This window comes from Williamsia sp. 1138 (assembly GCF_002095435.2).
Lineage (GTDB): Bacteria > Actinomycetota > Actinomycetes > Mycobacteriales > Mycobacteriaceae > Williamsia.
This window is the reverse complement of the sequence record NZ_MJEJ02000038.1, coordinates 44,087-56,929: the sequence shown is the minus strand read 5'-3', so window position 1 is coordinate 56,929 and position 12,843 is coordinate 44,087. Positions and strand designations below refer to the sequence as shown.

Genomic DNA, 12,843 nt, shown 5'->3' with positions numbered 1-12,843 from the left:
CCGTCGCGTACACCCTTGCGACGGGGTCCACAGCCATCCCCGGGCCTCACTACTACAGCGACAGAACAGAATTGGCACACGACCGGTGACGACCCATGAGCTCTACTGAAGCTGAACTCCGCCCCACAGAAGGCGGATTCGAGCGTCCGGCGCAACGACCGCCAAGTCGTCGGCAGCTGGTCGCCGATTTCGGCGGCCGATACGTCGGGGCGGGCGCGACCGGTGTGCTGTTCTCCGCCACCGGACCCGTCGCGGTGATAATGGGTGCGGCGTCGGCCGGTTCTCTGACCGCGTCCCAGACGGCATCGTGGATCTTCGGCGTCTTCGTTCTCAACGGGCTTCTGACGATCGTCGCGAGCTGGGTGTACCGGATGCCGCTGAGCTTCTTCTGGACAATCCCCGGCACTGTTCTCGTGGGTCAGGCACTGGGGTCGTTGACGTGGCCCGAGGTGGTCGGTGCCTACATCGCGACCGGCATCCTGATCACTGTCCTCGGGGCGACTGGCCTGGTCGCGAGACTCATGGCCCTGATCCCCCACCGAGTCGTGATGGCGATGGTCGCCGGGGCGTTTCTCTCTTTCGGAACCGGCCTGGTCCGCGCGGTCACCTCTGACGTTCTTGTCGCCGGACTGATGGTTGTGGCATGGCTGCTGGTGACGAGATCCTCCGCGTTGGCGGCCAAAGTCCCCGCGGTGCTCATCGCGCTTGTCGTCGGTCTCGGCGCGTTGGCAGCGACCGGCGGATTCGAACCACTCGGGGCGGCGGCGTCATCGCTACCGCTGGTCGCCGCTCCAGAATTCGTTGCACCGGTGTGGAGTTGGCCGGCGTGCGCACAGCTGGTGGTTCCGCTGTCGATCACCGTCATCGCTGTGCAGAACGGGCAGGGCGCAGCCGTCTTGACTGCCGCGGGTCACCACCCACCGATGAAGGTGGTCACGGTCCTGTGCGGTATCTGGTCGGTGCTCGCGGCTCCCCTTGGCGCGATCTCCACATGTTTGGCCGGGCCGACCAACGCCCTGCTCACCGCGGTCGGCGAACGGCACCGCCAGTACACAGCAGGGATCACGTGCGGAGTCCTGGCCATCGGCGTCGGATTGAGTGCCCCGATGTTGGTCAGACTGCTCACCGTTGTGCCAACAGGTTTCGTCGCGGCACTGGCCGGACTGGCGATGCTCGAAGCCCTGCGCGGGGCCTTCGTCGGAGCGTTCAGGGACTCACCAGAGGACACATCGAAACGTCCACCGCTGGGCCCGCTGATCACACTGCTGGTGACGATTTCGAGTATTCAGGTCGCAGGGCTCGGAGCCCCCTTCTGGGGGCTGGTCGCCGGAGTTGTCGTCACCCGGTTGCTCGACGACCGCGGTTGAGCCGCGCGCTCCGCAGTCGTTACCCGAAGATCGGTGGCAGTCCCTCGGATACTCGCTGCGGGAACTCCGGCACACGCTTGTCGAGAAACGCGGTAACTCCTTCTCGCACATCGTCGGAGGTGCCGCGGATGTAGATGGCCTTGGATTCGGCCCGATGCGACACCTCAGGACTCTCGGCGCCGAGCATCTGCCACATCAGCTGGCGGGTAAGCGCGGCCGACACCGGTGACACACCTGCTGTCAACTCGGTTGCTACAGCGATGGCGCGATCCACCACCTGATCTGCCGGCACCAGCTCACGAACCAAGCCCCGCTCGAGCGCTTCGTCGGCCATGACCATCTTGCCGCCAATCGTCCACTCGAGTGCCGTGGAGATGCCGACGAGGCGGGGCAAGAACCAGTTGGAGCAGGCTTCTGGCACCAAGCCTCTGCGGGTGAAGACGAATCCGAACTTCGCATTGTCCGCGGCGATGCGGATGTCGGCGGGAAGCGTCATCGTGACCCCGACACCTGCCGCCGGACCGTTGATGGCCGCGATCACGGGTTTGAGTGACCGATAGATGCGCAGACTGACCTGGCCACCCTCGTCGGGAGGCGCTTCGCCGGATCCTTTGTCATCGAGTACGAAGGTGTCGCCACCTCCGCCGAGGTCCGCGCCCGCACAAAACGCCCGACCCGTACCGGTGATCACCACGGCCCGAACCGCGTCGTCGGCGTCGCACTCGTCGAACGCATCGATGATCCGGTCGTGCATCTCGCTGGTGAACGCATTCAGGCGCTCCGGCCGATTCAGCCGGACGATCGCGATCGGCCCCCGGCGCTCCAGTTCCACCACGCCTGAGTTCCATGCGGTCACAATGTCTCCTCCTCGGGTCCCACGTGCTCTCGAGATCACACGGTAGACCCGCCGCCGCTACCCACCGGCCGCAAGTGCTGTGAACCGCCAGTCCAGGACAGGAATCGGCCCATCTTCGCCGCCCACGACCTCGGCAATCGACCGGAGTCGCAGCAGCGTTGCTCCGCCGTCGATCGTTTCGGCGGAGTCGACATGAAGCCGACTCGTGATGGTGTCGCCCTCACGCACCGGACCGAGGTGGTCGCACGACTGCCAGCCGAGGACGGTGACGAGGTTCGGCAACGCCCGGGTCGCCTGTGACAGCGCGATTCCGATGGTGTGGCCGCCGTAGACCAATCGGGCGCCCCCGTTGACTCGTGAATCATGGTGTGTTGCGGCGATGTTCAGCGACAACCGGGCGAGTTCCGGTGCGCTCGAGACAACATCGGCGCTGCTGAGAAATGTGGCCCCGGCAAGGTCGGTGCTGGTCGCCGGCATCCCCGAGAGATCCCAGCCCTCCGGGATCCCATACGCAGGTTCGTCGGCCGGTCCGATGGCCGACAGATCGTCGGACGCCGGTTCGCCGACATCGCGCGGTGAATCCGAGAACGGGATCATGGCGCACCGGTAGAAGTCCAAGATCTTGCGGCCGGTCTGGTCGACGGTCTCCATCCGTAGCGCGGCCAACCCGGTCGGGCGCCTACCCTGCTTGACGGTGTTCGCCTTGAGACCGACGACTTCGGTACGGGTGTAGAGGGAGTCTCCGAGGTGCGGAAAGGCGTGAAACCGCAGGCCGCGGTAGAACAGATTTGCTTTGACGTGATGGGTTGCCAGGGTGGACTGCCCGATGGCTATGTCGCAGACCAGCCCGGGGTGAGCCAGCGCGGTGGACCCTCCGGTGACGGCTGCGGACAGGTGCGCATCGAGCGGCAGCCGCAGGCGATCTCCGAGAATGGCCTGATGCATCGCGGCGGCGCCGTCCGTGAGGGTCATCGACGGCGCGGTGTCGAACACCTGACCCACTGCCAGCTCGTCGAAGTACGGACCGCCCACGTCGATGGGGTTTGGTTCGGTCATGGTCCTCAGCGCCCTTCCGCCAGCGCCAGCACCCGCCGCGCGGACACCGCGACGGCCTCATCGAGCATCTGACCATCGAGCGACGCGGCTCCCGCGCCCTTGGTCTCGGCCTCCGCGAGAGCACCCAAGATTTGTCTTGCCTCGGCGACAGCACCGGCTGTCGGAGTGAATTCCTGCGCTGTGAAGGCGATCTGGGCCGGGTGGATGACCCATTTGCCGTCGAACCCGAGCTCGCGCGTCCAACGGGTCGCAGCCTGGAAGTCCGCGTCGTCAGCGACCGACAGGTGTGGTCCGTCGATGGCTGCGATACCGGCGGTACGGGCGGCGATCAATATTCGGTCCTGAACGGCCGACCATCGATGCGGCGGAAGGTTGCGCTCGCGCCCGAGCGCTGCCGCGAGATCGGCATAACCGATGACTATCGCAGCCAGGCGCTCGGTAGCGCCGCAGATGTCGTCGAGATAGGTGAGGCCGGCCGGCGTTTCGATCAGTGCCTGCAGTTCGGCCGGGTGCGTGCCCAACTCCTGGACGGCCGCGGTGAGATGCTCGGCGCTCTCGACCTTCGGCACGACCACACTCGTCAGCCCAGAGCCTGTCGTCGACAGCGCAGCCAGATCATCAAGTGCCCAGGGAGAATCGATGCTGTTGATCCTGACCGACAGCAACGGACCGCTGGGCGACGCATCGCCCGCCAGCGTCTCGATCACCAGTGCCCGCGCTGTGTCCTTCTGCGCCGGAACCACGGCATCCTCGAGGTCGAGCACCACCTCATCGACCTCGAGCATCAGAGCTTTGTCGATCTTTCGTTGGTCGGACCCGGGTACGACCAACACCGATCTGCGTCGTTGCATCGACTACTACCTCACTTCGACAAAGATATGTACGGCCAAATACTGGCGGGATTCTGCATCAAAGTCAAGGTTTCGACTCGAATCGGAGCACGCGCGCCGATATGGCCGTACAATACAAAGGTCAGCCGATCACCCCCAGATCCGACACGAGGTGTGTATCAGGTTGGTGCACGCGCATGACCTGCATAGCATCTGAGGAACCATGACCGGTAAGAAGCGCGAGGCCGAACCCGCCTATCAGGTGTTGTCCAATCAGCTCCGACAGGACATCGCCGGTGGGATGTACGACAACGGTGCGAAACTGCCCACCGAAGCCGAGCTGTCTGAACGCTACGGGGTCAGCCGGCAAACCGTGCGGCGCGCATTCGTAGACCTCGTTGCCGCGGGCATCGTCTACCGGGTCCCGGGGCGCGGCACCTTCGTCAACGAGTCCGGTGGCCGGTACCTCCGTCAGCAAGGCTCGATCCAAGACCTGCTGAACCTGTCGACCGACACGACGATGGAAGTGGTCGGCGCGCTGACGCGCCGCGTCGACGTCGAAGCAGCGAGCCGTCTCCGCCTCGACAGCGACGTCGTCTACACCATGGTCTTCCGGCGCATCCACGATGAAATCCCGTTTGTCCTCACCACCGTGCACCTGCCCGAGGACACCGCACGGTTGGTACTGAATGCGCCGGAAGTGGCCGCAGGTGCAGTCAGCACCTACACCATGATCGGCCTGCTCGAACCCCATCTCGATTCGCCGATTTCCGAAGCAGCGCAGTCCATCACGGTCGATGCCGCGAACGGTCTGGATTCCGCGCACCTCGGCTGCACCGAAGGACACCCGGTCTTGCGTATCGATCGTCTCTACACCGATGCGGCCGGTGTCGCCCGGGAACTGTCGGTGAGTCACTACCTACCGGAGCACTACACCTACCGGGTGACGCTGCAACGCGCTTGAGCGGTCACACCTGAACACCCAGTTCCCGCCGGATCAAATCATTGTGTTCGCCCAGTCGGGGTACCGACCCCAACGGAACCTCATCGGACCCGGCGATACTCACCGGGGATCGCAGACCGCGGGCAGTTCCGGTTTCGGTGTCGACGTCGCGCCATCTATCGCGCTCCCGGAGGGCCGGGTGGTCGAGTAATTCGGCTGCCGTGCGCATCCGGGCGTTCGCGATACCGGCCTGATCGAGTTGTTCGATCACGTCAGCCGACGAACTGCGCTGCAGCGCTTCGGAGACGAGCACATTCAACGCCGCGGTGTTCTCGACACGGTCCGGGTTGTGGATGAACCGCCCATCGGTGGCGAGTTCAGGGCGATCCAACACCGTGGAGCACAGCGAGGCCCACTCCCTGTCGTTCTGCACCGCCAAGAACACGGCCTGCCCGTCACCACACTCGTAGGGGCCGTATGGGGCGATCGTCTGGTGGCGTGCGCCGGTGCGCGGCGGAGTCGTCCCCGAGAAGCCCGCGAGCAGCGCCGGCTGACTCATCCACTCCCCGAGCGCGTCGATCATGGCGACCTCGAGCGATGCACCCTCACCCGTCGTCTGCCGATGGTAGAGCGCGGTCAGAATGCCTGTGTAGGTGTACATCCCGGCGGCGATGTCGGCGATGGAGAGGCCTGCCTTGGCAGGTTCATCCGGTGATCCGGTGACTGCCAACACCCCCGTTTCGCATTGAATCAACAGGTCGTACGCCTTCTTCGACTGATACGGTCCCTCGGTCCCGTAACCGGACACACTGCAGTGCACCAGATCCGGGTGGCTCTCCCGCAGGGTGCGCGCGTCCAGCCCGAGGCGGTCGATGGCACCCGGCCCGAGATTGCTGACGAACACATCTGCCCGCTCGATCAGGACGTCGAGGACCCGTCGGTCGTCGGCGTTTTTCACATCGAGTTCGAGACTTTCCTTGCCGCGATTGAGCCACACGAAGTAGCTCGATTGTCCGTGCACGCTGCGGTCATAGCCGCGCGCGAAGTCGCCGACGCCGGGGCGCTCGATCTTGATGACCCGAGCACCGAGATCGGCGAGCTGACGGGTCGCAAACGGCACGGCAACAGCATGTTCGAGGGATACGACGGTGATTCCGGCGAGCGGCTGCGCTGATGTCATGGCGGTATCGTCAGATTCCGCCACGGGATACCAACTGGCCCGCGATCACGTTGCGCTGGATCTCGTTCGTGCCCTCGCCGACGATCATCAACGGCGCATCCCGGAAGTAGCGTTCGACATCGTATTCGGTCGAGTACCCGTAGCCACCGTGAATACGAACCGCGTTCAGCGCGATCTCCATGGCGATCTCGGAGGCGAACAGCTTCGCCATGCCCGCTTCCATGTCGCATCGTTCGCCGGAGTCGTACTTCTCTGCGGCATAACGGGTGAGCTGTCGTGCGGCGGTCAGCTTCGTCGCCATGTCGGCCAGGTAGTTGCCGATCGACTGGTGCTTCCAGATCGGCTTTCCGAAGCTCTCGCGCTGCTGCGCATAGGCGAGCGAATCCTCCAGCGCTGCCGTCGCAACACCGAGCGCACGGGAAGCCACCTGGATGCGACCGGTTTCCAGGCCCTTCATCATCTGCGCGAATCCCTTGCCCGGGGTGCCACCGAGGATGGCTGTCTGCGGGACGCGGTAGTTGTCGAAGGAGAGCTCACACGACTCGACGCCCTTGTAGCCCAGCTTGGGCAGATCCCGCGACACCGTCAGTCCCGGTCCGTGTTCGGCCAGCACGATCGAGATTCCCGAGTGCCGGGGCTGGGCTGTGGGATCGGTCTTGCACAGCAACGCGATCACCCCCGACCGACGGGCATTGCTGATCCACGTCTTCGACCCACTGATGACGAGGTCATCGCCTTCGGTCTTGGCGACCGTTGTGAGGGCTTGCAGATCCGATCCGCCGCCCGGTTCGGTCAATGCCATCGTCGCCCGCATCTCACCGGTGGCCATCACGGGCAAGTACTTCTGCTTCTGCTCTTCGGTGCCGTACAGCGCGATGAGCTTGGCCACCACCGTGTGTCCGCCCATGGCACCGGACAGACTCATCCAACCCCGTGCCAGTTCCTCGGTGACCGCGACGTAGCAGGGCATCGACACCGGCGACCCACCGTAGGCCTCGTCGATCGCAAGACCATAGATGCCGATCTGCTTCATCTGCTCGATCCACTTCTCCGGATACTCGTTGGCCTTCTCGACCTCCCGTACCGACGGCTTCACCTCGCGGTCGACGAAGTCGCGAACAGTCCGCACCAGCATCGTTTCTTCGTCGTTCAGGTTGTAGCTCACGTGATCCTCCAGCAAGGGAAACTTTGTACGGCCATATTGCTCGGCGCTGCCCCTGAAGTCAACCCACCCCCGATGATGTGCCCTTCTGGCGAAAGAAACCCCAGGTGAACTCCACCAAAAGGGCACACTATCGGAGGTGGGATTGGGCCGTCGACGCCAGATTGGCCGTACATTTGGATCACGATATTCTCGGATGACTATGAGCCGAACAATTGGGTTGCGCCGCAGCACTGTCGAGACCTCCGACGGGGCCCTGCTCGCCGTGCAGGAAGGTGGGCCCGACACCGGACCCGCACTACTGCTGCTTGCCGGCCAAGCCAACTCACACCGGTGGTGGACCGGCATCCGGGACCACTTCGAGCAGCGATTTCGCACGATCAGCTTCGACTATCGAGGCGCCGGGGACACCCGCGCCGAGGAATCATCGACTTGGTCGACCACCCTGTTCGCCGACGACGCCGCTCGGGTTCTGGCGACCCTCGGAGTCGACTCCGCGCACGTATACGGCACCTCGATGGGTGGCCGGGTAGCGCAGATGCTCGCCATCGACCACCCCTTGACTGTGGATCAACTCGTCCTCGCCTGCACAACCACAGGCGGGGCGCTCGCGGTCGAGCGCGACAACGACGTGCGTCGCGCACTGGCACAACAGGATTCGCATGCCAGGGTCAATGCGCTACTCGAGTTCATGTACACCCCGGCGTGGTTCGCCCCGGGGCGACGCAGCCACCTGCTCGGAGATCCCCACATGACGACCCGTGCGCAGCTACTCCATCTGCGCACCAGTGGCGGCCACGACGCCGTCGATCGACTCTGCGAAATCCGTTCGCCGACACTGATCCTGCATGGCAGTGACGACCTCATGGCCCCGGTTGTCAACGCGCACCGCCTCGGTGACGCCATCCGCGACTCTCACGTCGAGATCACCACCGGCGGTCGGCACGGGTTCTTCGACGAATTCGCCGACTCTGTGTCGGCTCAGGTCATCGACTTCCTCGACGACGGACTGTAGAACGAGTCCGTCGCTTCCGCAAATCCACCCGTTCCGGTCAAAACCAGGGGTCACGGCCCCGTGGGTTTGACCGGAACGGGTGGGTTTGCGCGAGGAGTTGATCCTCAGCGCGGCTGATAGTGCAGGTATGCGATGCCGTTGTCGAAGATTCTGTGCTCGACAAGATCCAAGTCAAGGCGAGCGCCATCAGGCAGGGCCCGCAGACCGCCGCCCACCGTCTTCGGAACCACGAAGAAGTGGAAGTCTTCGATGAGACCCGCACGGATTGCCGCAGCCGCGGTGGTCGGGCCGAAGATCTCGACCACACCAGCCGCGTCGTCGACGATCCGCTGCAACTCGTCCAAGCTCAGCTTAGAGACGAGACGTGCACGGTCCGACTGGAGTTCGTCCGGCGTCAGCGTCGACGACACCACCACCTTGTCGATACCCCGCCACCGTCGGCCGAACTCCCGCGCGGCCTCAGGACCGTCAGCGTCGTCAGGGTAGGTCTCCCAGTAGTCCATCCCCGCGTATGTCTTTCGGCCCAGCACCTCGGTCGTCACCGTCGCGATGCGGTCGAGATGGACGGCGAACACCGCATCGCTCGGGCCGGTCCACTGGAAGTCACCATCAGCGTCGGCGGCATAGCCGTCGAGAGACACTGTCGCGGCGTAACTCAGAGTTCCCATACTGTGCCGATCTCCTCGGGCGGGCTGCAGTGCAGCCGACCCTACCGGCTTTCTCTTTACGCGCCGGTGTTGCAGAGCCGGTGCGGCCGAAAAGCCGGTAGAGATGGGGGTCCGACAAGGGATGCCTAGTCGAAGACCCGTGGCAGTCCGGCCGACACCTGTAGAGGAAAATCAGGAACCCGCTTCTCGAGAAACGCCGCGACCCCTTCGGGAACATCGTCGGACGTTCCGCGTACGTAGATGGCCTCGGACTCCGCACGGTGGGCCACTTCCGGACTCTCGGCGCCGAGCATCCGCCACATCATCTGCCTGGTCAAAGCCACCGAGACCGGCGATGTGCCCGAGATCAGGTCAATTGCCACCGCGATCGCGCGGTCGAGAACCTGGTCAACAGGCACCACTTCCCGCACAAGACCTCGTTCGAGAGCCTCGGACGCCGAAACCATCTTGCCGCCAACAGCCCATTCCAGCGCGGTGGAGATGCCGACAACCCGCGGGAGGAACCATGTCGAACACGCCTCCGGCACCAGACCCCTACGGGTGAATACGAAGCCGAACTTCGCAGTCTCGGAGGCGATTCTGATGTCAGCGGGCAGACTCATCGTCACGCCGACGCCGGCAGCAGGTCCGTTGATCGCGGCCACCACGGGCTTGGTCGACCGATAGAGACGCAGGGCAACTTCCCCACCGGAATCTGCGGGTGTTCCTCCGGTCTCGGGGTCGTCGTCGAGGACAAAGGTGTCGCCACCCGCCTCCAGGTCTGCTCCGGCGCAGAAGGCTCGCCCGCGACCGGTCAGAACGACCACCCGAATCGAGTCGTCCGCATCGCACTCATCGATCGCTTCGATGATGCGCGTGCGCATCTCGAGGGTGAACGCGTTGAGGCGGTCCGGGCGGTTGAGCCACACCACCCCGACAGCACCCCGCCGTTCCAGTTCGACAACGCTCTCAGTGCTCGTCTCGGTCACAAAATTCCTCTCACGTCGTGAACTCCTGGCTACAGGTCGATGACCAGTGTCGGATCGAGGCTTCGCGAGACGCAGATCATCATCACGTCGCCGGCCTCTTGCTCATCCTCGTCGAGCACTGAATCCCGGTGGTCGGGCCGACCGCCCAGCACTGCGACTTCGCAGGTTCCGCACGTGCCCTCACGACAGGAGAAGTCGGCGTCCACGCCGGCGTCCAGCACCGCGTCCAACACGGTTTGATCAGCCCTGACGGCGATTGTCTTGCCGGAAGTGCGCAGCTCGAGGTCGAAGGCACCGTCGACGGCGTCTGCGGACTGCGCTTTCGGCGAGAAGCGTTCAAGGTGCAACGTCACGTCGGAGCGAGCAGAGCACGCGGCCTCGATCGCTTGCAGCAGGGGTTCCGGCCCGCAGCAGTACACCGCTGTCCCCGGCACCGCCTGCTCGAGTTCGGACACCAGATCCAGTAACCCGAACTCGTCCTGCGGCCGCAACTGCACCCGATCGCCGTACTCCTGCGCCAGTTCGGTCGCAAAGGCCATGCTGCCGCGGGCCCTTCCGCCGTACAACAGTTTCCACGGCGTACCGGAGGTCTCGACGTCGCGCACCATCGGAATCATCGGGGTGATGCCGATCCCGCCGGCGACGAACAGGTACGAATCTGCCTGCACGAGTTCGAAATGATTGCGCGGACCTTTGACCGTCATCAGGTCGCCGACCTCGACTTTGTCGTGGACGCGAATCGAACCTCCCCGACCGCCGGCCTCGCGGAGGACGGCGACGGTCAGGGACGCCGGGTCCGACCGGTCTCCGCACAGTGAGTACTGGCGCACCACGTCGTCGTCGAGCACCAGATCGATATGCGATCCCGGCGACCAGCTCGGCGCCTGCCCACCTTCGGCGTCGGCGAGTTGGATGGTGACCACCCCGTCGGCCACCTCACGCTTGCCGATGACCTTCATCGGACGCATAGTGTTCGATTCGTCGACCACCGGCTCACCCCGCTTCCCTCGCGTCTGGTATTAAACCTTATGTCATTAGTTTAATGGTAGCGCAGCCGATGGGAAGGTCGCCACAGTGCACAGTTCACGCAGCAGTTCGATCCTCGATGTGTTCAGGCTCGACGGTTCGGTCGCCGTGATCACCGGAGCGGGCAGCGGACTCGGGGCAGGTTTCGCACGCGCACTCGCCGATGCCGGCGCCGATGTCGTGGTCGCTGCCCGGCGCAGAGATCTGCTCGAAGAGGTTGCGAAGTCGGTTGCCGAACAGGGACGACGGTGCTTGGTTGTCCCGACCGACGTCACCGACCCTGCGCAGTGTGACGACCTCGCCGCCGCCGCTGTGGCCGAGTTCGGACGACTGGACATCCTCGTCAACAATGCCGGCGTCACACATGCTGCCCCAGCGACGCGAGAGAACCCAGACGACTACCGTAAAGTGCTGGAGGTCAATCTGTTCGGGGCGTACTGGATGGCCCAATCGTGCGCTCGCGTGATGAAACCAGGATCGAGCATCGTCAACATCTCGAGCATGCTCGGTCTGGTCAAATCAGCGCTACCGCAAGCCGCCTATGCGTCCAGCAAGGCAGGCCTGATCGGATTGACCCGCGATCTGTCGAACCAGTGGGCGCAGCGCAAGGGCATTCGCGTCAACGCGATAGCGCCCGGCTTTGTCGATACCGACATGATCAGCGACATGGATGCGGACACTCTCGCTGAGTTCCTCCGAGGCTGCTCGTTGGGCCGGACCGCTACGCAGCGAGAGATCGACGCAGCAGTGGTGTTTCTCGCGGGCCGCGGCGCCGGTTACATCACCGGCTCGACGCTCGCCGTCGACGGCGGCACGTCCGGACACTGACCCACCGCACGCGGACTCAACACACAAGGGGATCAACACATGCAGACAGAAAGCGACCACTTGCGTTTGCCCGGCGACGGCGTCGACCTCGCTGCCGACCGGTGGGTACCGGCCGGAGTCAGCCGAGGCGACGTCCTGCTGCTCCATGGTGGCGGTCAGACGCGGCACTCGTGGCAGAGCACCGGCATTCGGCTCGCCCAGCACGGCTGGACCGCCTACTCGATCGATGCTCGTGGTCACGGCGGCAGTCAATGGGCGAAAGACGGCGACTACAGCAGCTCCGCACAAGCCCGCGACATCCGTGCCGTAGCAGGAGCCCTCGATACGAGTCCCGTTCTTGTCGGGGCCTCCATGGGCGGAATGGCAGCGCTCACCGCCCAGGCGGAATACCAGCTCGGCCGGGCTCTGGTTCTCGTCGACATCACCCCGAAGGCAGAGACCGCCGGGATCGAGCGAATCCGACAGTTCATGGAATCCGGCCTCGGAGGTTTCGACACGCTCGCAGACGCCGTCGATGCGGTGGTCGCCTACAACCCGACACGCTCCCGGCCCCCGCGTGAAGAGGGGTTACAGAAGAACCTCCGCCGCCGGGATGGCCGTTGGTACTGGCATTGGGATCCACGCCTGCTCGAACACAGCGAGAACGGGCCGGACGTCGCCGCGGCACGCGAGGTCAGGGCACGCGGCGCAGCGAGATCGATCACGGTACCCACGCTCTTGATCCGGGGCGCTCAATCCGATGTGGTGAGTGCCGACGGTGCGGAGGATCTACTCCAGGCCATCCCCGGATCGAAGCACATCGACGTCGGCGGGGCGGGGCACATGGTCAGCGGCGACGACAACGGCGTACTCAGCCAAGGGCTGGTGGAGTTCCTCGACACCGATGTACCGCCCGCACGACCGTGAACCCACGAGGCACCTACCAGCTGAAGGTTTTCACCGCC

The 12,843-nt window shown here is 64.5% G+C and carries 13 protein-coding genes; 5 read left to right on the top strand and 8 right to left on the bottom strand.

All coding sequences use genetic code 11. The annotated features are described in order from the left end of the window. The first annotated feature begins 95 nt into the window (after window positions 1–95). Window positions 96–1,367, top strand: a complete 1,272-nt coding sequence (locus BH683_RS10010) for a benzoate/H(+) symporter BenE family transporter (protein ID WP_084836114.1) — start codon at window positions 96–98, stop codon at window positions 1,365–1,367. Between the two features lie 19 nt (window positions 1,368–1,386). On the opposite strand, the gene BH683_RS10005 is transcribed toward BH683_RS10010, so the two are convergent. The 3 genes from BH683_RS10005 to BH683_RS09995 are packed head-to-tail and all read right to left on the bottom strand — an operon-like array spanning window position 1,387 to window position 4,130. Continuing rightward, window positions 1,387–2,223 carry an enoyl-CoA hydratase-related protein gene (locus BH683_RS10005; RefSeq protein ID WP_246833288.1) on the bottom strand — a complete coding sequence of 279 codons (837 nt, stop codon included), beginning with the start codon at window positions 2,221–2,223 and terminating at the stop codon, window positions 1,387–1,389. Window positions 2,224–2,280: 57 nt separating this feature from the next. Beyond that, window positions 2,281–3,279 (bottom strand): MaoC family dehydratase, encoded by a 999-nt coding sequence (locus BH683_RS10000; protein WP_084836113.1) that lies wholly within the window; start codon window positions 3,277–3,279, stop codon window positions 2,281–2,283. 5 nt (window positions 3,280–3,284) lie between these two features. Beyond that, window positions 3,285–4,130 (bottom strand): CoA ester lyase, encoded by an 846-nt coding sequence (locus BH683_RS09995; protein ID WP_084836112.1) that lies wholly within the window; start codon window positions 4,128–4,130, stop codon window positions 3,285–3,287. A 202-nt stretch (window positions 4,131–4,332) separates the two neighbouring features. On the opposite strand from BH683_RS09995, the gene BH683_RS09990 reads away from it, so the two are divergent. Then, window positions 4,333–5,073, top strand: a complete 741-nt coding sequence (locus BH683_RS09990) for a GntR family transcriptional regulator (protein WP_084836111.1) — start codon at window positions 4,333–4,335, stop codon at window positions 5,071–5,073. A gap of 4 nt (window positions 5,074–5,077) precedes the next feature. Here BH683_RS09990 and BH683_RS09985 read toward each other — a convergent pair whose 3' ends face one another. Then, window positions 5,078–6,232, bottom strand: coding sequence for a CaiB/BaiF CoA-transferase family protein (locus BH683_RS09985; RefSeq protein ID WP_084836187.1), 1,155 nt, complete (start codon window positions 6,230–6,232; stop codon window positions 5,078–5,080). A gap of 10 nt (window positions 6,233–6,242) precedes the next feature. Further along, window positions 6,243–7,367, bottom strand: coding sequence for an acyl-CoA dehydrogenase family protein (locus tag BH683_RS09980; protein WP_206186620.1), 1,125 nt, complete (start codon window positions 7,365–7,367; stop codon window positions 6,243–6,245). Window positions 7,368–7,596: 229 nt separating this feature from the next. Between BH683_RS09980 and BH683_RS09975 the strand changes: the two genes are divergently transcribed. Next, complete coding sequence (locus BH683_RS09975; RefSeq protein WP_094647377.1) at window positions 7,597–8,409, top strand: alpha/beta hydrolase; 813 nt, start codon at window positions 7,597–7,599, stop codon at window positions 8,407–8,409. A 104-nt stretch (window positions 8,410–8,513) separates the two neighbouring features. Here the strand turns inward: BH683_RS09975 and BH683_RS09970 are convergent, their stop codons facing one another. The 3 genes from BH683_RS09970 to BH683_RS09960 form a co-directional block, all read right to left on the bottom strand. After that, window positions 8,514–9,077, bottom strand: a complete 564-nt coding sequence (locus BH683_RS09970) for a dihydrofolate reductase family protein (RefSeq protein ID WP_084836108.1) — start codon at window positions 9,075–9,077, stop codon at window positions 8,514–8,516. Between the two features lie 125 nt (window positions 9,078–9,202). After that, on the bottom strand, window positions 9,203–10,045 hold the full coding sequence (locus BH683_RS09965; RefSeq protein ID WP_084836107.1) for an enoyl-CoA hydratase-related protein: 843 nt from the start codon (window positions 10,043–10,045) through the stop codon (window positions 9,203–9,205). Window positions 10,046–10,074: 29 nt separating this feature from the next. Next, the gene (locus BH683_RS09960) at window positions 10,075–11,004 is read right to left on the bottom strand and encodes a PDR/VanB family oxidoreductase (RefSeq protein WP_084836106.1); all 930 of its coding nucleotides are present in this window, start codon (window positions 11,002–11,004) and stop codon (window positions 10,075–10,077) included. A gap of 115 nt (window positions 11,005–11,119) precedes the next feature. Here BH683_RS09960 and BH683_RS09955 point away from each other — a divergent pair, with 115 nt between their 5' ends. Further along, a complete protein-coding gene (locus BH683_RS09955) occupies window positions 11,120–11,899 on the top strand; it encodes a glucose 1-dehydrogenase (protein ID WP_084836105.1) in 780 nt (259 codons plus the stop codon). A gap of 39 nt (window positions 11,900–11,938) precedes the next feature. Next, window positions 11,939–12,805, top strand: a complete 867-nt coding sequence (locus tag BH683_RS09950) for an alpha/beta hydrolase (protein WP_084836104.1) — start codon at window positions 11,939–11,941, stop codon at window positions 12,803–12,805. Window positions 12,806–12,843 lie beyond the last annotated feature (38 nt).